This is a genomic window from Amycolatopsis sp. WAC 04182 (assembly GCF_003947465.1).
Taxonomy (GTDB): domain Bacteria; phylum Actinomycetota; class Actinomycetes; order Mycobacteriales; family Pseudonocardiaceae; genus Amycolatopsis.
In genome coordinates this window covers 571,268-589,319 of sequence record NZ_QHJJ01000004.1, presented here as the reverse complement: position 1 = coordinate 589,319, position 18,052 = coordinate 571,268, and the positions used below count along the sequence as shown (strand labels likewise).

Sequence of the window (18,052 nt, the reverse complement as noted above, 5' to 3'; positions counted from 1 at the left end):
GCATCGTGAGCCAACCACCGAATCCCCAGTACCAGCAGGCCGCCATGCCCGGCTGCTGGTGGCACCCGAACCGGCCGACCGGGCTGAGCTGTTCACGCTGCGAGCGTCCGGCCTGCCCGGATTGCCTGCGCGAAGCCGCCGTCGGCTTCCACTGCACCGACTGCATCCAGGCAGGACGGCAGCAGGACCGCGTCCAGCAGAAGCAGTACCGCGACGCGGGCTACGGCGCGCGCACCCTAGCGGGCGCACAGCCCGCTCAAACGGCTGTCGTGACGCCTGTCCTCCTGGCGCTCAACGTCATCATCTTCTTCATCACGGTCGCCCAGTCCGGCAGCATCGTGAACAACAACTTCTCCGAGCTCTTCCAGTTCGGCCAGTTGTGGAATCCGGCGACGCTGGCGGGCGACGAATGGTGGCGGATCGTCACCTCGGGCTTCCTCCAGTACGGCCTGCTGCACATCGCGAGCAACGCGTTCTCGCTGTGGTTCGTCGGCCGCCCGCTGGAGACCGCGCTCGGCCGCGTCCCGTTCACGGTGCTCTACTTCGTTTCGATGCTCGGTGGCTCGGCCGCGAACCTGGTGTTCAACGGTCTCGACGCCGGTCCGGTGGTCGGCGCGTCCGGTGCCATCTTCGGGCTCATCGGCGCGTACACGGTCATCGTCATCAAGCTGAGGCTCAATCCGACCTGGTTGCTGGTCATCCTCGGCCTGAACGTCTTCATCACCTTCCAGGTGCCCAGCATCTCGATTCTCGGCCACGCCGGTGGTTTCGTCGCCGGTCTGGTGGCCACCTTCGCGCTGCTGTACGCCCCGAAAAAGAACCGGCTGAAGTGGCAGCTCGGCGGGATCGCGATCGTCGTGGTGGCGATGATCGGGCTCATCGCCTGGAAGGACTCGCAGACGATTTCCGCGTCCTGCGAGCTCACCACCAGCCGGGGTGCGCCCACGTACGTCTGCTACCCGGAGTAGCCCCGGTTCCCCCGAGTGGGTCATCCGAATACCCGGTGGAGAAGCAACAAGGCCGGGTACCTTCGAGTTGATCATTGACATCATCAACTTGGGGGTTGAGATGAAGATCCGGAAAGCAGCAGCGCTCACCGCCGTCGCCCTGATGGCGTCGGCCCTGGCACCGTCGGTCGCGCAGGCCGGGCAAGCCGCCGAGACCTGCCAGACCTACTCCAAACGCTATTTCCTCGGCTCCGGCAGCGCGATCACGCTGCGTGTCGCCTACGTCGATGCGGCGTTGAAAATCTGCTTCGGCGACCCCGGCGTCACGTCGGCGGTGGCGACGCAGACCGTCGGCACCACCGGGCCGGGCGCGGCCACCGGCTGGGAGATCACCGCGGGCCCGGCCGTGGTGGAAGACCAGCGGCCCCGGCATGTCAAAGCGAAGTTCAGCGGATCGCTGCGGACCTGCGTCGTGAAGATCAACCCGATCTGCTCGCCGGCCTCGCCGTACGAGATCTTCGGGGAATACGCGCCGCCCGCGGTGGGACCGGCCGTTCCGGGCTGGTCACACGGCCCGAACGGCGACGTCCACTACTACGACAACGCCTGACCCTTGAGGGCGGTGAGGACGTCCAGGACGTCCCTGGGGTCCTCGCCGAGGTCGATCCGGCCGAACACCAGCAGGTGGTCGCCGGATTCGACCTCGAGGGTCAGGCTGTCCCGGCCGAGCCGTCGCGTCGTGCGCACCCGCAGCCGGGCTTCGGACCAGGAGTAGCGGCGCGCCCCGCCGACGGTCCTGGCCAGGATTCCGTCGGGTCCGGCGGCCAGCCGGGGACGGAGCAGGGTGCCGTGCAGCGCGAGCGCGCCCACGGAGAGCATCGCGAGCCCGGTCAGGATCGTGCCGCCGACGTCGCCGCCGAAGGTCAGCCACAGCACTCCTGCCAGCAACAACAGGGTGATCGCCCAGGCCACTACCACAACGTTCTGCTGTGGCGCCCAGGAGGTGGGGTAGTTATCCACAGGGGTTATCCACACTGGGGATGAGTCACACCGGTGTAATTAGGCGTCAAGCCGCCATCCGGGGTAATGCTCACCGCCACCGCATCGTCATGAGCAACCCGGCGATCATCAGCACGAAACCGATGGCGAAGTTCGTGTTGCCCAGATCCGCCATGAAGGGGATCTTGTCGCCCGCGATGTAGTTGACGACCAGCCACATCAAGCCGATCAGCATGAGGCCGAACATCACGATCTTGTAGAACAGGTTCGACGGGCCCGCGGCCTTGACCTTCACCGGCGTGCGGCGGTCGGTCGGCGGGGTGTACGCCGTCTTCTTACGGACCTTGGACTTCGGCATCGTGTTCCTCGCGTACTGTTCGGCTTCCCTGGTGGCGATGACCCGCTTTCGGGTGCGCAACCAGCGCCACGTGCACACGTTAACGTAAACGAGCGCCGCTGGGCACCGTCCGGGACCGGTCGATTTCCCGCACTGTGACAATGGTGTCACACACGGTTCGACACACTGTGCCGGTTCGATACTGCGGCTTGGTTCGAGATTAGGAGCTTTGCGTGGTGGCTGATCGGGAAGAGCCGGGCGGAGACCGGCGGCGGTACTCCGAACGACCACCCGGTGAGGGCCGTCCGGCCCCCCGGCGTAGGCCGGAAGACGCAATTCCGCCGCGCCGGGCCCCGGGAGAGGCACCGACGCCTCGGCGGAGGCCGCCGGACGGCAGGGCGTACGACGGACCTCCGCCGCGCCGCCGGGCGGATTCGCCGCCGCCTCGACGTCGTCCCGTGCCGCCGCCGGGATCGACCGAGGAGACCGTCATCTTCGAACCGGTCGGCGGCGGCACCGCGACCGAAGAACGTCCGCCGCCGCGCGAACTGGGCAAGGGCGGCGCCGCCATCCGGACCGTCGGCGAGCTCCTCATCACCGCGGGCCTCGTGGTGCTGCTGTTCATGGTCTACGAGGTCTACGTGACCGACCTCTTCTCCGCGGGCAAGCAGTCGGAGGCGAGTTCGGAACTGGACGGCGAGTGGGGCAAGGACCGGCAGCTGCACCCCGACCTGGTCGACGGGAAGGCGTTCGCCAGGATCCACATCCCGGTGTTCGGCGCCGACTTCAACTTCACCATCCAGGAAGGCACCACCGAGGCGGCGCTCGAAGTCGGCCCCGGCCACTACAAGGGCACCGCGCTGCCGGGCGAGCCGGGCAACTTCGCCATCGCCGGCCACCGGGTCGGCAAGGGCGCGCCGTTCAACGACCTGGACAACCTCAGCTCGTGCGACCAGATCATCATCGAGACACAGACCGACTTCTACATCTACAAGGTGCTGCCGTACAAGGACGAGGTCGAAGGCTGGGCCGCGGGCAAGGGCGCACAGCCGAAGTGCAAGAACGTCGGGACCCTGCGTGACCCGAACGCCGTCGACGGCGGCGCCTACGGCGAGACCAACGGCCGCCGCATCGTGTTCCCGACCAAGGGCGACACGGTGAACCCGGTGCCGTACAAGGACCCGGCGATCCTGCCGAAGGCCGACCAGGTCTCGCTGCTCACGCTGACGACGTGTCACCCGAAGTTCTCGGCGAAGGAACGGCTCATCATCCACGCGGTGCTGGCTCAGCAGGTGCCGAAGAACCAGGTCGGCTCCTACGCCGAACTCCTGCCCAAGATCTCGGAGGCGCGCTGATGTACGGCTGGATCTGGCGCAAACTGCCGGGCCCCTTCGCGGTGAAGCTGGCGACGGCGGTCGTGCTGGCGCTCGGGATCGTGGCGCTGCTGATGTTCGTCGTCTTCCCTTGGCTGGAACCACGCCTGTGGTTCAACGAGATATCTGTCGAGCGCTGACGGAAATATTTCGCAGGGCGCTGGACTGTCGGTGGCTCACGGAGGCGTGAAGGCGCCCTGCAAAAGATTTCCGTGGGCCTTCGGCCCGAAAGAGGGCGCTCGACGGTGAAGTCTCCGTCGGGCGCCGAGCGCCCTTTGGGAGACCTTGTGGCTGAGTTCGTTCCGCGTCCAGCAGACACGCGGTTTGGAGTGTTTCTCGTCTCCGGGCGGTTTCCCGGACAGGAGGACGCCGATGTCCTGCGCCGGTCGGTCGACGCCGCCATCGCCGCGGAGCGGGCCGGGTTCGACGACGTGTGGTTCGCCGAGCACCACTTCATGCCGTACGGCGTCTGCCCGTCCGCGATCACCCTCGCCGCGCACGTGCTGGGCCGCACCGAGCGGATCGCCGTCGGCACCGCGGTGAGCGTGCTGTCGGTCGCGCATCCGGTGGCACTCGCCGAACAGTGGTCGCTGCTCGACGCGGTTTCCGGCGGACGGCTGCGGATCGGCGTCGGCCGGGGCGGGCCGTGGCAGGACCTGGAGGTCTTCGGCACCGGCGCGTCCCGCTACGAGACCGGGTTCGAGGAGAGCCTCGACCTGCTACTGGCCGCGATGACGTCGAAGACCGTCTCCGCTGACGGGGAACACTTCGCCTTCCGCGAGGTGCCGATGGTGCCGCGTCCGGAGCGGGCTCCGCGCATGGTCGTCGCCTGCGGGGACGCACGCTCTCGCGCGGTCCGGCTCGCCGCCGATCGCGGGCTGCCGATGCTGCTCGGGCTGCACACCGACGACGACGGCAAGATCGAAACGCTTGCCGCGTACGGGGATTCCGCCGCCGGGCATGTCTCGACGGTGATGTGCCAGGTCGGGGACGACGCGCTGGACGTCGTGCGGTCCGCGTTGCCGGGCTCCCTCAAGGAGGGCTTCGCCGGGCACGTGTACCTCGACGGCAAGCGGGGGCTGGACAAGGATCCGGTCTCCTACACCGACCGGCTGTGCGAGATGCACCCGATCGGCGGCGTGGAGTACTGCGTCGACCGGCTGGGAACGAGCATCCGGCGTACCGGGGTCTCCCACGTGATCATGATGGTGGAAGCGTCCGGTACGCCGGAGGGAACGCTCGAGAACATCGCGCGGATCGGGGAAGAGGTCCTCCCCGCGCTGCGACGGGGTTAGCAGTCGCGGAGTTCCGGGCTCTGGTTCAGCAGCTGGCCGCGGACGGAGACGAACGCGCGGTAGCGGTCACTGTCCACTTGGGACTTCTTGAACACGGCGACGCGGTGGCAGTTCTGGAACGCCAGCTTCACGCCGAAGTGTCGTTCCAGCCCGCCGCGGATGGCGTCCGAGGCCAGCGCCCGCAGCAGCTGGCCGCGTTCGGCCTCGCTCGGCGGCGGCGTCTCGTTGTCGGCGAACCCGTCGGCCGCGCCCTCGGCCTCCGCGATGACACCGGTGATCACGGTCCAGGCGTAGGGCAGGGATTCCCGGACACAGGCGACGAACTCGGCGTCGGAGACCTCCCCGCGCTCGGCCTTCTCCAGCAGCGCGGGCGATACATCCAGAGACATCGAACCTCCGAGAGAGACACGGTGAACGTGGGCCATCTACCTGACTACTCACCCTCGGCGCGAGCCACAAGAGAAAACGATCATCATCACCACTTTGGCGGAAGCCGTCGTCACTCCCAGCGAAAGAGCTTCGCCGCCACGACACAACTGCCCACCGCGAAAGCCGCCAGAACGGCGAGTTGCAGCGGCTGGGCGCCGGTGCCGGTCCAGGCGTCTTCAAGGGCTTTGACGCCCGGCGGGATGTACGCGCCGATGTCGCGTATGGCCTCCGGAAGCAGCGGACGCGGCAGCCAGACGCCGCCGAGGAACATGACCGGGATGTAGGCGATCATCGCGATCCCGCCCGCGGCGCGGCTGGTCTTGGCGACCGCCGCGGCGATCAGGCCGAGGCCGAAGATCGCGGTCGTGCCGAGGACGAACGTCAGCAGGAAGCCGAGCGGGTGACGCGGGCTGGGGACGTCGAAGACGACGCCCGCCGTCACGAGGAGGATGCCGACCCCGCCGATCGTCACGGTGACGTTGATGATCAGCTGCGCCACCAGCAGCTGTGCCGGGTGCACCGGAGTGGTGGCGAAGCGGCGGAGGATGCCCTGTTCGCGGTAGGACGCGATGATCCCGGGGATCGCCTGCAGACCCATCATGGCCATGGTGAGCACGATCATCGACGGCACCCAGGCGTCGAGGAAACGCATGCCCGTCGTCGTCCCGCTCTCCGCGCGAATACCGGGGATCACCCCGAGCACGGCCGTGATGGCCGTCGGCAGGAGAAGTCCGCCGATGACGAAGCCCGGCGAGCGGAGGGCGATTTTCGTTTCGGTGAAGGTGATCTTGGCGAGCGTGTTCATTTCGTCTCCTGCGCTCAGTCGCGGCCGGTCAGGGACACGAAGGCTTCGTCCAAAGTGGATTTACCGGCGCGGTCGCGAAGTTCGCCGGGGGTGCCGGTGGCGACCACGCGGCCGGCGTCGAAGATCGCCAGGCGGTCGCAGAGGCGTTCGGCCTCGTCCATGAAATGCGTGACGAGGAGGACGGTGACGCCGGTGTCGCGCACGGTCTCGACGAGCTTCCAGGTGTCGCGGCGGGCGTGCGGGTCGAGTCCGGTGGTCAGCTCGTCGAGGACGGCGACCTCGGGGCGCCCGACCAGCGCGAGCGCGATCGAGACGCGCTGTTTCTGGCCGCCGGAGAGCTTGCCGAAGTACTTGTCCCGCTGTTCGGTGAGACCCAGTTTCGCGAGCAGGTCGCCGGTGTCGGCGGGGTTCGCGTAGAAGGACGCGTAGAGGTCGAGCGCCTCGTGGACCTTGATCTTGTCCGGCAGGCGGCTCTCCTGGAGCTGCGAGCCGAGGCGCTGCCGCAGCGCGGTGTGGTCCTTGCCGGGGTCGAGGCCGAGGACCGACATGGTGCCGGAGTCCGGCGTCCGCAGGCCCTGGAGGCATTCGACGGTGGTGGTCTTGCCCGCGCCGTTGGTCCCGAGGATCCCGAAGATCTCGCCCTGTTCCACGTGGAACGAAACGTCGTCGACCGCGACGTGCTCCCCGTACGTCTTGCGGAGGTTGCTGACTTCGATGAGTGGCATGCGAAAAACGTTATGGCGCAAGGGACTTGGCCAGAATGGCGCTGAACCCACACCTGGGGTGGGGCTGGACCCACCCCGACCGGGGGCCTGCGGTCACTGTGCCGGGCCGGGGCGGTGGGGAAGACTTCGCCGCATGATCCGCACCTACCTCACCTCAGTGCGCCGGGGCTTCGCGCTCGCGGGCTTGGCGTTGGTGAGCTGGCTGGACCTGCTGCTCGAACTGGTTGGTTTCTGCCTGCTCTGTGTCGGCCTGGTCTTCGCCTACACGCTGGCGCTCGAAGGGACGCGTCCGCGTGCCGCGCTCACCCGGCGGCTGGCCGGACGTTGGTGCGGTGTCGACGTCGAACCGCCTTACCGGCCGGCGCCGCCGGAGCCGGAACGCGAGCGCGACGGCTGGTACCGCGACGGGAACAGCCTGTTCAAGCGGTCGTGGTTCATCCGGTGGACCAAACGGTTCGAGTGGATCTCCGACGATCCGGCGACCGGCCGCGACCTCGGCTGGCAGCTGTGGAATCCGCTCGCGGGCCTCCTGCTGGTACCCGCGGTCCTGCTCACCGGGCCGCGCGCGCTCCGGCTGTACGGGAAGTGGACGCGCTGGTGGCTCGGACCCCGCCCGGCCCGCGACCGGGACGGTTGGATCAAGAAGGGGTTGAAGGCGCTGGGATTCCAGCTGGGGCTGTTCGCACTTTCGGCCGCACAGCTGGGGATGATGATCCCGACGCTGCTCTCCCTGATCTGGCCGTCGCCGCTGTTCCCGACGATGGTCGTCGCCGGCCGCTCGGTGACCGACACCCTGCGCCGCGAGGCCAAGAACTGGACCGGCGTGCGGATCGACCGCCCTTATCTGCCGGAGCCGCCGTTCCCCGTCCCCCGGGCGGACGGGATGTACCAGCATGGACGGCAGCTGTACGACACGCCGTGGTGGCCGGCGCGGCTCGCGCGTTTCCGCTGGGCGATGTTCGACCGCGCGACCTGGCGCGACGTGGCGGCCGCGGTGGTCAACTCCGTGGTGCTGCTGCTGATGGTGGTGCCGACCGCGGCGCTGGTGGGCTTCGGCCTCTGGGGCGTGGTCGCGCTCTGGTTCTCGCGGCCGTTCGGGCAAGCGCTCGCGCTCACTCCGGTCGCGGTGGCGGCGTTCGTCGCCGGACTGGCCGCGGCGCCGTGGCTCGCCCGCCAAGGAGCGCGCTTCGCGAAGCTGCTACTGGGGCCGACAGAGGCTTCGCGGCTGGCGCAGCGCGTCGAACGGCTGAAGCAGACGCGGACGGACGCGTCGGTCGCGCAGGCCGCCGAACTGCGCCGCATCGAGCGGGACCTGCACGACGGTGTCCAGTCGCGGCTGGTCGCGATGGGCATGAAGCTGGGCGCGGTCGAAGCGCTGATCGACAGCGATCCGGCCGCGGCGAAACGGCTGGCCGCCGAGCTCCGGCAGACGTCGTCCGAGACGCTGACCGAGCTGCGGCTGCTGGTGCGCGGGATTCACCCGCCGGTGTTGTCCGAGCGCGGGCTCGGCGACGCGGTGCGGGCGATGGCGCTCGACAGTCCGCTGCGGGCTTCGGTGAACGGCGTCCTGCCTCGGCTGGAGCAGCCCGCCGAGGCGTGCGCGTACTTCGCGGTCAGCGAGTTGCTGGGCAACGCGGCGAAGCACGGCCAGGCGCGGCGAGTGTCGATCGACCTGGGCTACGACGACGGTCTGTTGCGGATCGAGGTGACCGACGACGGGAAGGGCGGCGCGAACGCGGCCCGGGGGAGCGGGATTCGCGGGATCGAACGCAGGCTGGGCGCGTTCGACGGTACTTTTGCCCTGACCAGCCCGCTCGGCGGGCCGACGAAGGCGATCATGGAGATCCCGTGCCAGCTCGACCCCGATGCGTCGTCGCCGAGGACCAGTACCTCCTCCGAGACGGCTTGACGCATTTGCTGACCGCGCACGGTTTCGACGTCGTCGAGGCGGTGGGCACCGGGCCGGAACTGGACCGGGCGCTGCGCACGCACCGGCCCGACGTTTCGGTCGTCGACGTCCGGATGCCGCCGACGCTCACCGACGAAGGGCTTCAGGTCTCGCTGGCGGTGCGGCGTGACATCCCCGGCTTGCCGATTCTCGTTCTGTCACAACACGTCGAGCAGCTCTACGCGCGGGAGCTGCTCGCCGACGGCGCGGGCGCGATCGGCTATCTGTTGAAGGACCGCGTCTTCAACGCCGACCAGTTCATCGACGCGGTGCGGCGGGTGGCGGGCGGCGGAACCGCGATGGATCCCGAAGTGATCGCGAAACTGGTGGCGGGCAACGCATCCGACCCCCTTGCCGCGTTGACCCCACGCGAACGCGAGGTACTCGGACTGATGGCGGAGGGCTGTTCCAACGCCGCCATCGCCGGACGGTTGCACTTCAGCGAGGGCGCGGTGGGGAAGCACACCGCGAACATCTTCGCGAAGCTCGGCATCGTCGCTTCGGACGACACGAACCGGCGGGTTCTCGCGGTCCTCGCTTACCTCGGCTCCGCGTGAAGGCCCCCTTCCCTCGACTCAGCCGAGGGAAGGGGGCCTTCTGTAATGGCCACTTTCTGACCTGCGCAAACGCGCCGGATGGGCCGGTGACCAGCGAAAAGCGATCCGGTTAGTACCGGTCGCTACCGGCCCTTATCGGTACTCCGGTGTACCCAGCGTGTACCGGTACACGAGCCGTTGGCCCCCACCTTTGCCCAGGTGGGGGCCTTCTGCTGTACGGGTCACGTCGCGTCGGGCTCGCGAGGGCTCAGGGCATCCGAGATGACCCATTGACTCTGTGAGTCGCCCTCTAATTCGAAGGTCACCCACCCGACCCAATGGCCCGTCGTGGTCGCCTGCCACATGCTCAACCGACCAGGGACGGTAGCCGCGAGGTCGAGCCCGTCCGGCACGGTGGCGACGCTCTTGGGGACCGCGTAGATGGCGCTGAGATCCACCCAGACAGGTTGAGTGGGCCGGACCATGTGCAACCACTTCGGTCCCGGTGACGTGGTGTCTCCGGTATCGAGCATGTGCCGATTATGCACCCGGCTCGAACACTTGTTCGTCTCGCGCGACGGGGCAGCTCTAGAGCGGGCCGTCTTGCTCTGTCCAGTTCACGCCGGACGGCCGTTGCCCGCCGGAGGTCAGGAAGTCGTGTGCGGCCTGCCGGGCAAGGTCTGCGGGGATCTCGGCGTCGTGCGGATACTCCCGAGGGTTGTTCATGAAGTAGTAGAGAACCTCGCCGTGTTCCGGCAGTGGGAAGGTTCCACCCTTCGAGTGCGCCCCGTTCGGTGCGTCGTCACCGACGTACCGCAGGCTTGCCCGTTCGCCGTGCAACCCGATCTCAAGCCATGATTTTTCCGGGTCGCCGTCCGTGTACAGCTCGGCGAGCGTCGGCCCGTCCATGGCCGCCACAACGTCTAGAACACGGTCGAGATCGGCCGCAGTGGTGACCGTGGTCGCTCCGGACGCGTTGCCGTCGTACCAAGCTTCGATCATGGCTTCTTTCTCTGTCCGAGGTAGGTCGTCCCGATCGGGGTTCCGTCCGGCGTGGTCCCGTACACGGTGAGCGCGCTTCCTTGGGGAAGGATCTTAGGGACCAAGGTTTCACAGCCGAACGGGCCTTTGCACACTTCGTTGTTGACGGCGACTGTGGCGCTGGTGATGCCCTTGTTCTGCATGTGAACGGCTAGCTTGACCTCGACGTCGGCAGTCGTGGAAGGCATCCGCCGGGCACCCTGGTCCTTGAAGAACTGGACGGCTTCGGCTTCCAAGTCGTCACGGCCGCTCACGATGTGCCCGGCTTCCTCGTCGCCTGAGTTGGTGACCCACTGTCCGTGTGTCTTCTGCCCTTCACCGGGCTGGACGCGCGGCGGAAGGTCCTGTTTCAGCTCTTCCACGCGGTCTTGCGGGACAGGGTCGGGTTTCTGCGGCCCGGTTGTGGTGTGCACACCAGGCCGGCCGCGGGCTCCATCCTCGGCCTTTGGCGCGCTGACCTGCGGGATTTCGGGAGCCTCCAACACGCCAAGCTCGCCCAGATATGCCGAGATGTTCGCTTTCACGGTCCCGTAGTGGCTGACCGCCTGCTCTGCGGACTGGCGTAGCTCGTCGTACAGCGCAGGCAAGGCCCTCATCTCAGGGTCAGCGGTCCCGTAGACGGCCTCACCCAGATGTGCGGCGGATTCTCCGAAGTCCCCGGCGGCCTGCTGCGTTGCCTTATCTGCCTTCTCAAGGGACGTGAGGGCGACCCGCAGCGCTGCGGCGACTGCTTCGATCTCGCTCAAGTCGCCCCCCTTGTCTCCCCGTGTCGCGGATCATGACACGGGGGTACGACAAGGGGCGGATCAGCCGAGAACCGGGGCTAGCCGCTGTAGCAGCCACCCGGCAACCCAGCGAGATTCGCTGTCCTTCGGGTCGACTGCCTCTTTCGCCAGCTTCGCCCCAAGTTTCTTCGCGTCAGGCGCTGTCGTCGGGTCGTCTGCGACCTGTAGCGACGTCGGCCAATCCCACTGCATCAGCCGGGAAACCTCGGACGCTACGCAGAGCCTCCGAACCTTCGGGTCCGTGTTGAGCGCCTGCGCTACCACTTCGGCGTTCTCTCTGCCCGGCAGGAAACCCAATACGGAAATCGCGTTAGCCCGCAGGGTCGATGTCTTGCCCTCGATCGCCCAAGTCCGGAAGTGGCCGATGGCGTTCTCGGACAAGTTCGGGCAGATCGCTGCATCGATAGAGCTGGACGTCGGCCCTTGGGCGAACACGTCAGGCTCCCCAGCCTCGACGGCCGCCAAGACGCGTTCACGCTCCTGTGGAGTGTCGATCTTGATCAGGCGAGGGTGGACAAGGTCGGGCCTCTTCATGCCGTCTCCTAGCACTCGCTCGTACGCGGTCAGCAACTCCAGGGTAACGGGCTTTTTCCCCGTCTCCACGAGCCCGAGGTAGCTCTTCGCGTACCTCGTAGCCTTGGCCATCTCGGCTAACGACAGCTTCATGTAGAGGCGGGCGCCTCGAAGCTGCGCGCCCGTCGTCGTCTCGCTGATCTCGGTGGGAGTAGACACCAGTAGACACCTCGCCTGTTCACCTCACGCCCAGTAGCAACGATGCTACTTGACAAGGGAATACAGGCGAGGGGGCGAGGACATGGACAACGCTGCGGTGTGGGTTGCTGGTGCACTCTTCGTCCTAGCCGGGGTACTCGGAGTGCTGACCTTCTTGCGTCAGCGACACGAGCGGCTCGCGCGTGACTCCAAGCGCGTTCCGTGGACTGTGCTGGAAGCTCGCATCAAGAGGGAGCGGGACGCCGAGACCGCCACCGCTGCGGCGCTGCGGCGTCAGCGCGAGGGCGTACCAGTCGCTTGGGCTCCTGCACCCAGGGTGCCCCAATACGTTACGGATCATTTGAGAAGCTCCGCCGGGCGGGCACGGGAGGATGACACCGTCATCATTCCGAAGCAGTCGAGAGTGGAAGTAACGCAGCCCCTTCCCGTCATCGGCCGCTTGAAGGTGTGAAATGGATATTGAGGAAGCTTTTAAGGAACTTTCAAAGCCAGAATGGGAGAAATGGGCTTTTGGATCCATGGGTGACGCGGTCGGCCTTGTGTACATATTCTGGTGGGATGACTGTGCGGACGTCGTTCTGATTCGAAGCGAAGAGTCCGCAGACACTTACCGTGCGCGAGTCAGTGACAAAGTGCACCCATTCTCACCTGAGGTCGTGGATTGGCACTTCGGCGGAAGAACCGGCGACGCAGTGGGGCGCCTTCTGGCGTTACCACCACCGGGAGATCCGGAGGCGCCCATGTATGGGTATCGATTCCTTGGCTCTTCCCGAGTTCCTCTGACTTGGATGTCGGGGCCGAAGCGACTTATAGCGGCTGGCACGCGTCGCCCGGGGCAGTAGTGAGCCCGACTTTCCACAGCTCGCGGCGGGTGCATCTGCTAAGCGCCTTGAGCGCTCGACGCGGATGCACCCGCCGTGTTCCAACCAGATCAGGGTAAGAATTGAGTGTCTACGAGCTTAAGCGCGGGATTGAGCAGTCGCGACAGGCGCTTATGGAGGATAGCGAGGCCGCTTTCCGACACATTGAAACCAAATGGGATCAGGCAACGGATCTGTTCAATCGGGCCACTGACGGGTATCTACATCTTCTAGACGCTGACTTGGTGGTGGCGGGCTTCATTGAAGTGCCCGTATGGCTGCTTGACATTCAAATGAAACGGTCTTTCATGAGCGCCGCAATGATGACCATGCACAACAAGCTTTAGGGAGCGGCACAGTGGAATCCGTAAGGCCATAAAGGCCATTCAAGAAGCACTGTGAATGAGAGAGGCCCCCTCCCGGCGCGGGGAGGGGGCCTCTCGTGCTTGTGTCGCTAGTTCTCACATTGCTTCGGCCCGGCCGTCTCGTTCTGGTGGGCAAGGGTGCGGTCGTCGGCACTGCGGACGGCCACGCTCTGGAAGTCGGTCTTCGTGTCCTTGGCGGCCTTGAGCGCAGCCTCACAGACGGCCGTGGACGCAGCCTTGTCGGTTTTGGTGAGCGAGGTCGCGACGATGACCGCGCGGCCGTCCACCGTGATCTGAGAGACCTTGTCGGCCCACGGGGCAGACTTGGCCGCAGCGGTGAAGGCGTCGCGGAGAGCTGCGGGTGTGTCGGCGGCCGGAGCGGACGACACCGGAGGGGCGGAGGGCACGGGGGCCGTAGTGGTCTCGGCGCCGCAGGCGGCCGTCAGGCAGAGCCCGGCGAAGACCGCTACGGACGCGGCGAAACGGCGGACGGACTTCGTCGTAAAGGTGTTGTTCACACGCTCTCTATCGCTTTCCGTGCGCCGATAGTTACTTTGTAGTGTGCACCACAAGAATAGGCAAAAAGAAAGACCCCCCACCCGAAGGTGAGGGGCCTAACTGTTCGGGTTAGAACCGGCGTATAAGTCCGTCCCGGCCCGAGACGCGCTCAGAGTACCAGCACGCACCAGGGCGCAGGACCAACCTTCGGCCCTACTTTGCGGCAGCCTTCTTGCGGGCCGTCTTCCGCGCAGGCGTCTTCTCGGCGGCCTTCTGCTTGGCCTGCTCGTACTCGAATTGCACAGTCGTCGGGATCGCTCCCCGTGTGCCCAGGTTGTAGCCGTTCTCTGCGGCCCACGCCCGGATCTTCGGGTTCTCCGGGTTGGAGGGCTTCCGCACGTAGGCGGGGCGGTCCGGCTGCGTGGCGCTCAGGGCGGGACGTGCGTCCTTGCGGATCTTGCGCCCCCCGACACGCCGGGCCTTCGCGACGTAGGTGCTCAGGTACCCCCGCAGGTCGGACGCGCGTTCGTTTGAAAGGTCGATTTCGTAATCGACTCCGTCAAGTGCGAACGGGACTTGTTCAGCATCCGGCGTGCCGTCGATGTCGCACACCAATGTTGCAGTGATCTTCTCAGCCATGGTTGTTCCTTACTTTCAGCTCCCCATCTAACGCGCTCATCGTAACTCGCAGCGCGCCGGAGTTTTGCAATACCCCGCAATAGGTTCATCACTGCCCGGCGCATTGTGGTGCACATTTCAAACGACTAAAAACAGTTGTGGTGCACACGCCACAAACCGCACCGCGGCCGGCGAAGGGGGTCTTGTGGTGTGCACGCCACTAGCGCTGGACGGTGTCCGGGTACTTGTCCGCCGTGACCAGGTGCGTACGCGGGAAGCCGTTCTTCGTGCGGCACTCGCGAACGCTGAACTCGGAGCCTGCGACCAACTCCCGAATGTGGTGCGTCTTCCCGTGCTCGCAGGGCGAGACCCGATGCAAGGTCACGGCCTCAGCTCTCATGCTGCCTCTGCTGCGGGTTCGGCCGCGACCCACTCCGCAGCCTCGAACAGGTCCACGTCTCCGGCCTCGAACAGGGTGGCCGTGATCTTCAGGGCGGCGGCCCGCCGGGTCAGGTCGGCGAACGTCTCCGCCGTCGCGGCCGGGCTGGCGTCCTGCCTGCGGTCGTCGGCTTCCGACGCGGTCAGGGTGAGTTTGTCGGCGGCGTCGGCCGCGTCCGTCCGGGAGAGTATGACGCTGCGGCCGGTGCCGCCGTCGACACCGACGCAGAGAAGGATTCCGGGGTCGTCGGTCGTCCGGCCCAGGAAGACGCCGGAGACTTCGCCCGCCTTGCCCTGTTCGGCGAGAAGCTCACGGATCTTGTCGGCAACCGCGCGGGCGTCGTCGCTGGTGATCTCCAGCTCTGCCGCGTCGGCGAGTCCGTCCGTGGATTCGGCTTCGGAGACGGTGATCAGGATCGAAGAGCCAAGGGTGGCAATCCCGATGAAGTCCTCTTCGTCGGTAACACAACGATAGACGTGCATTAGCAGTTCCTTAAGAGTACGTATGGCCCGGAATTAAGCGGCGCAACGCGCGTCTTCGGGCGAACGGGGCTTGACGATTTCGGGCGCCGGTTCGTCGGTGTCGGCGCCGTGTTCACGTGTGACTCCGATGGCGTCGGCAGCGCGGGTCAGCTTGGCGAGCGCGGAAGCGCGCAGGCGTTTCACATGACGGGAGGACATGCCGAGAAGCTCGGCGGTCTCTTCGGTCGTGGCGGCCAGTCCGCGAAACCCGAAAATCGCTTCAATGACGTCATGCTCGCGCATGGTCAATTCGGCGTGCTCAATGGTGCGGTGAACGTCGTCGCGGTCTTCAACACGGGTGAGCGCTTCGGCTGCGGCAGGGTCGGCGGTGGTTTCCGCGAAGGAGAGCCCGCCGGAGTTGCTCGCGTCGTTCCACTGCACGGGCGCACCGAATGCACTGCCATGTACCGCCCAGAAATGAGCGAGGCTCCACCCGAAGTGGTTGCGGGCGTATTGGACGGCCGCAAGCGTGCTGTATGTCCCGTCATCGTTCACGGTGGCGTTGAGCGCTTCCCGGAGGCGGCGCCGTTCCCGTCCCGGAATCGGCGGGCGGCCGGGTCGCTGCGAGTCGACCAGGTCGACCAGGTGGCGACGGAGGGACCGACCGATGTAAGGGCCGATAGCTCCGCCGAATCGCTCGCTCACCAGTCCGGCGCGCACGTCTTCGATGAGCCGAAGTGCGCCTTCCTGGTGGAGGTCCTCCCGGCTCAGTGCAGCGTCCCCCGCGACGCGTGCGGCTGTCCGTTCCAGGTCTGTCGCCACCCGCACGTACAGCGGCAGCTCCGCCGCGCGGTCGCCCTGTGCGATGTCCGCGACGAGATCCGGCGTTTCCCTGGCGTCCTCGTGTGCTTCCCCCGCGAGCCCGCTCAAGGCGAGTCGCGCAATGTGCCCCGGCAGTGCCGCACCCTGCGCTTGGATCGGCTTCTGCGCGTCCATCCGGTCACGCAGAGTGTCAGCAAGCGCTCTCTGCCGGGTTGTGCCCTGAACCAAACTCCTCGTCCTCCCCCTACCTCGCATTCGTGTCCCCGACCGCTGCATTGCTCAGCCAAGCTAGCGCCAAGCGACGGGGCACGCCTTCGTGAAAAAAGTTCGGCAAAACATGTAACGCGCAGGTCAGCGCCTCTTTCCTACTGTCCGGTAAGGACAGTTGAAACTTGAAACACCTGCTCGGCCTGCGGATCAACTCGAACGTGTGTTCGATGTGAATCAGGTGCGGCCCCGGCGGTAACTCTCGCGTTCGTCCATGTGGTAGCGAACAGATCACTTGAATGTGAGCAGTGTCACCATCGAATACTCTCGGCCGTTAGGCTGTTCGAGTGATTTCGATCAAGAAGCGGCCTGCCTGATCTCCAGCGAACGGGCAGCGTCGCGGGTCCTCGCGGTGGCGGCTTCGGTGTGCAGAACGGCCTGCACGATGTGACGCCGAGTAGCGTCCAGCGCCCCGTACAGTCCGGCGTCTTCCCGAGCGAGGATGACGTCCTCCACGGGACGGCTCACCCCGTCGACAGGGCGAGCGGGCACGGCCCTCGGAGACATCGCGGTTGCGGAGTCGGCGACTCCGGCCACGGCCTCGAACGCGTCGGCGGCAGTCCGCAGCCTTCGCGCGATAGAGACGAAGGTGTCGGTTCTCAAGCTCAATTCGATTCCCTCTCGGTGTCGGCAATGGCAAGCAATTCGTCGGCGCGAGCCAGATACACGACGGCCGCGCGCAGGATCTCCGGCGACTCCCGGAAATGTCCGATTCCGGCGTTGCACGAATGGCAGAGCAAGGCGCGCACGGTCCCGGATAGGTGGTCGTGGTCGACCATGAGCCCAAGCGGTAGGCGGTCTTCGTGTCGGCCGCAGAGCGCGCACCGGTAGCGCTGTTCGGCCCGCAGCTCGTCCACGTCGGCGGCCGTGATCCCGTACCGGGCGATGTAGCGGCGGTTGCGTGCCGCGTCGCGGGTGGCCTGGTGGCGGATGGCGGCGGCCCGGCGGGTGCACGTCGCGCAGACTCCCCGGCGGCCGTCCCGGCTCGACGCGCGGCGGTAGTACTCGGACAGGGCCTTGAGCGTCCCGCAGCGGGCGCACACCTTCACGTCCGTCACGCGGCCGTCCAGGTGCGCCACAGGCCCCGGACGGCCGTCCGCTGGTCGTCGGTCAGGTCGGCGAGCCTGCCGGGCAACCACTCGCCCAACGTCCGCCCACCCTTGGACAGGTTGCACGGCGAGCAGGCCGGAGCGAGGTTCCACGGCGCGTCATCCCCGGCCAGCACGAGCGGCCACACGTGGTCCAGGTGCTCAGCCTTCCCGCCGCAGTAGGCGCACCGGTCGCGGTAGAGCCTGCGCAGCCATGGCACGTCATACGCGAGGGCGTACACGGCCCGCTGGTCGGCCCGTAGGGCGTGACCGCGTGCTCTCTGCCGATCCCGGTAGGACGGGAAGACCCGGTATGCCTGGTCGGCGAAGTCGCGGAAGTACCTCGCGGCCTGTGCAGCGAGTGCGTCCAGGCAGGCCCGGACGTCGTCGGCGACTTGTGGTGTGCACGCCAATCCGGCCCCGCGGCCGGCGAGCGGTGCTCTCGTGGTGCACACACCAAGGTCGGGCCGCTCCGTGTCGGCCCGCAGGGCGACGTGATGAGCCTCCGCCCGGCGGGCCGCCTGGTCCATGTCGCCGTACTGCGCGAGCAGCCGCGCCGTCTCCTGTCGCCGTCTGGTCTTGAAGTGCTCTCCCGCGCACGAGCGGCACAGGAAGAGCTTGCGCGGCCACATCGGGTAGACCCGGACCCCCTCGGTTGCTCCGCAGCGACACCGCGCCATGG

Annotated in this window: 24 protein-coding genes; 8 read left to right on the top strand and 16 right to left on the bottom strand. The window is 66.8% G+C overall.

The annotated features are described in order from the left end of the window. The first annotated feature begins 5 nt into the window (after positions 1-5). Both DMH01_RS23060 and DMH01_RS23055 read left to right on the top strand, forming a co-directional pair. On the top strand, positions 6-968 hold the full coding sequence (locus DMH01_RS23060) for a rhomboid family intramembrane serine protease (protein ID WP_125679320.1): 963 nt from the start codon (positions 6-8) through the stop codon (positions 966-968). 100 nt (positions 969-1,068) lie between these two features. Further along, the gene (locus DMH01_RS23055; protein WP_125679319.1) at positions 1,069-1,557 is read left to right on the top strand and encodes a hypothetical protein; all 489 of its coding nucleotides are present in this window, start codon (positions 1,069-1,071) and stop codon (positions 1,555-1,557) included. Here the strand turns inward: DMH01_RS23055 and DMH01_RS23050 are convergent. Further along, positions 1,542-1,919: a PH domain-containing protein gene (locus DMH01_RS23050; protein ID WP_125679318.1), complete on the bottom strand. Its 378-nt coding sequence runs from the start codon at positions 1,917-1,919 to the stop codon at positions 1,542-1,544. The genes DMH01_RS23055 and DMH01_RS23050 overlap by 16 nt on opposite strands. A 118-nt stretch (positions 1,920-2,037) precedes the next feature. Then, positions 2,038-2,304: a cell division protein CrgA gene (gene crgA / locus DMH01_RS23045; protein WP_034322048.1), complete on the bottom strand. Its 267-nt coding sequence runs from the start codon at positions 2,302-2,304 to the stop codon at positions 2,038-2,040. A gap of 437 nt (positions 2,305-2,741) precedes the next feature. Here crgA and DMH01_RS23040 point away from each other — a divergent pair, with 437 nt between their 5' ends. The 3 genes from DMH01_RS23040 (at position 2,742) to DMH01_RS23030 (ending at position 4,951) form a co-directional block, all read left to right on the top strand. Next, entirely contained in the window at positions 2,742-3,638 is an 897-nt protein-coding gene (locus DMH01_RS23040) for a class E sortase (RefSeq protein ID WP_199745599.1), read from the top strand. Further along, complete coding sequence (locus DMH01_RS23035; protein ID WP_125679317.1) at positions 3,638-3,796, top strand: hypothetical protein; 159 nt, start codon at positions 3,638-3,640, stop codon at positions 3,794-3,796. The genes DMH01_RS23040 and DMH01_RS23035 overlap by 1 nt, the downstream gene beginning before the upstream one ends. Before the next feature lie 189 nt (positions 3,797-3,985). Further along, positions 3,986-4,951 carry an LLM class flavin-dependent oxidoreductase gene (locus DMH01_RS23030; protein WP_233621642.1) on the top strand — a complete coding sequence of 322 codons (966 nt, stop codon included), beginning with the start codon at positions 3,986-3,988 and terminating at the stop codon, positions 4,949-4,951. Here the strand turns inward: DMH01_RS23030 and DMH01_RS23025 are convergent. From DMH01_RS23025 to DMH01_RS23015, 3 genes are all read right to left on the bottom strand, one after another. Next, positions 4,948-5,340, bottom strand: a complete 393-nt coding sequence (locus DMH01_RS23025) for an SCO5389 family protein (protein WP_005161845.1) — start codon at positions 5,338-5,340, stop codon at positions 4,948-4,950. The genes DMH01_RS23030 and DMH01_RS23025 overlap by 4 nt on opposite strands. Before the next feature lie 110 nt (positions 5,341-5,450). Further along, a complete protein-coding gene (locus DMH01_RS23020; RefSeq protein ID WP_125679315.1) occupies positions 5,451-6,185 on the bottom strand; it encodes an ABC transporter permease in 735 nt (244 codons plus the stop codon). Positions 6,186-6,199: 14 nt separating this feature from the next. Further along, a complete protein-coding gene (locus DMH01_RS23015) occupies positions 6,200-6,910 on the bottom strand; it encodes an ABC transporter ATP-binding protein (RefSeq protein ID WP_125679314.1) in 711 nt (236 codons plus the stop codon). A 133-nt stretch (positions 6,911-7,043) separates the two neighbouring features. Between DMH01_RS23015 and DMH01_RS23010 the strand changes: the two genes are divergently transcribed. Next, complete coding sequence (locus tag DMH01_RS23010) at positions 7,044-8,819, top strand: sensor histidine kinase (protein ID WP_125679313.1); 1,776 nt, start codon at positions 7,044-7,046, stop codon at positions 8,817-8,819. Then, positions 8,759-9,415 (top strand): response regulator transcription factor, encoded by a 657-nt coding sequence (locus DMH01_RS23005; protein ID WP_125679312.1) that lies wholly within the window; start codon positions 8,759-8,761, stop codon positions 9,413-9,415. Before DMH01_RS23010 ends, DMH01_RS23005 begins: the two co-directional genes overlap by 61 nt. 567 nt (positions 9,416-9,982) lie before the next feature. Here DMH01_RS23005 and DMH01_RS22995 read toward each other — a convergent pair. The 3 genes from DMH01_RS22995 to DMH01_RS22985 are packed head-to-tail and all read right to left on the bottom strand — an operon-like array spanning position 9,983 to position 11,952. Further along, a complete protein-coding gene (locus tag DMH01_RS22995; RefSeq protein ID WP_125679310.1) occupies positions 9,983-10,396 on the bottom strand; it encodes an Imm1 family immunity protein in 414 nt (137 codons plus the stop codon). After that, positions 10,393-11,181 carry a DddA-like double-stranded DNA deaminase toxin gene (locus DMH01_RS22990; protein ID WP_125679309.1) on the bottom strand — a complete coding sequence of 263 codons (789 nt, stop codon included), beginning with the start codon at positions 11,179-11,181 and terminating at the stop codon, positions 10,393-10,395. Before DMH01_RS22990 ends, DMH01_RS22995 begins: the two co-directional genes overlap by 4 nt. A 60-nt stretch (positions 11,182-11,241) precedes the next feature. After that, positions 11,242-11,952 carry a helix-turn-helix domain-containing protein gene (locus DMH01_RS22985; RefSeq protein WP_125679308.1) on the bottom strand — a complete coding sequence of 237 codons (711 nt, stop codon included), beginning with the start codon at positions 11,950-11,952 and terminating at the stop codon, positions 11,242-11,244. A 943-nt stretch (positions 11,953-12,895) separates the two neighbouring features. Here DMH01_RS22985 and DMH01_RS22980 point away from each other — a divergent pair. Further along, on the top strand, positions 12,896-13,159 hold the full coding sequence (locus tag DMH01_RS22980; protein WP_125679307.1) for a hypothetical protein: 264 nt from the start codon (positions 12,896-12,898) through the stop codon (positions 13,157-13,159). A gap of 107 nt (positions 13,160-13,266) precedes the next feature. Here DMH01_RS22980 and DMH01_RS22975 read toward each other — a convergent pair whose 3' ends face one another. The 8 genes from DMH01_RS22975 to DMH01_RS43060 all read right to left on the bottom strand — a co-directional run bounded on the left by DMH01_RS22975 (position 13,267) and on the right by DMH01_RS43060 (position 18,050). Further along, positions 13,267-13,695 (bottom strand): hypothetical protein, encoded by a 429-nt coding sequence (locus tag DMH01_RS22975; RefSeq protein ID WP_125679306.1) that lies wholly within the window; start codon positions 13,693-13,695, stop codon positions 13,267-13,269. A gap of 193 nt (positions 13,696-13,888) precedes the next feature. Then, the gene (locus DMH01_RS22970) at positions 13,889-14,314 is read right to left on the bottom strand and encodes an Lsr2 family protein (RefSeq protein ID WP_125679305.1); all 426 of its coding nucleotides are present in this window, start codon (positions 14,312-14,314) and stop codon (positions 13,889-13,891) included. A gap of 199 nt (positions 14,315-14,513) precedes the next feature. Continuing rightward, positions 14,514-14,693: a hypothetical protein gene (locus DMH01_RS22965; protein ID WP_125679304.1), complete on the bottom strand. Its 180-nt coding sequence runs from the start codon at positions 14,691-14,693 to the stop codon at positions 14,514-14,516. Further along, positions 14,690-15,214 carry a hypothetical protein gene (locus DMH01_RS22960; RefSeq protein WP_125679303.1) on the bottom strand — a complete coding sequence of 175 codons (525 nt, stop codon included), beginning with the start codon at positions 15,212-15,214 and terminating at the stop codon, positions 14,690-14,692. Before DMH01_RS22960 ends, DMH01_RS22965 begins: the two co-directional genes overlap by 4 nt. Before the next feature lie 33 nt (positions 15,215-15,247). Beyond that, on the bottom strand, positions 15,248-16,189 hold the full coding sequence (locus DMH01_RS22955; protein WP_158633255.1) for a sigma factor-like helix-turn-helix DNA-binding protein: 942 nt from the start codon (positions 16,187-16,189) through the stop codon (positions 15,248-15,250). Between the two features lie 390 nt (positions 16,190-16,579). Then, a complete protein-coding gene (locus DMH01_RS22950) occupies positions 16,580-16,891 on the bottom strand; it encodes a hypothetical protein (RefSeq protein ID WP_125679301.1) in 312 nt (103 codons plus the stop codon). Beyond that, the gene (locus DMH01_RS22945; RefSeq protein ID WP_158633254.1) at positions 16,888-17,340 is read right to left on the bottom strand and encodes an endonuclease VII domain-containing protein; all 453 of its coding nucleotides are present in this window, start codon (positions 17,338-17,340) and stop codon (positions 16,888-16,890) included. The genes DMH01_RS22950 and DMH01_RS22945 overlap by 4 nt, the downstream gene beginning before the upstream one ends. Continuing rightward, complete coding sequence (locus DMH01_RS43060) at positions 17,337-18,050, bottom strand: HNH endonuclease (RefSeq protein ID WP_199745598.1); 714 nt, start codon at positions 18,048-18,050, stop codon at positions 17,337-17,339. Before DMH01_RS43060 ends, DMH01_RS22945 begins: the two co-directional genes overlap by 4 nt. Between the last annotated feature and the right edge of the window lie 2 nt (positions 18,051-18,052).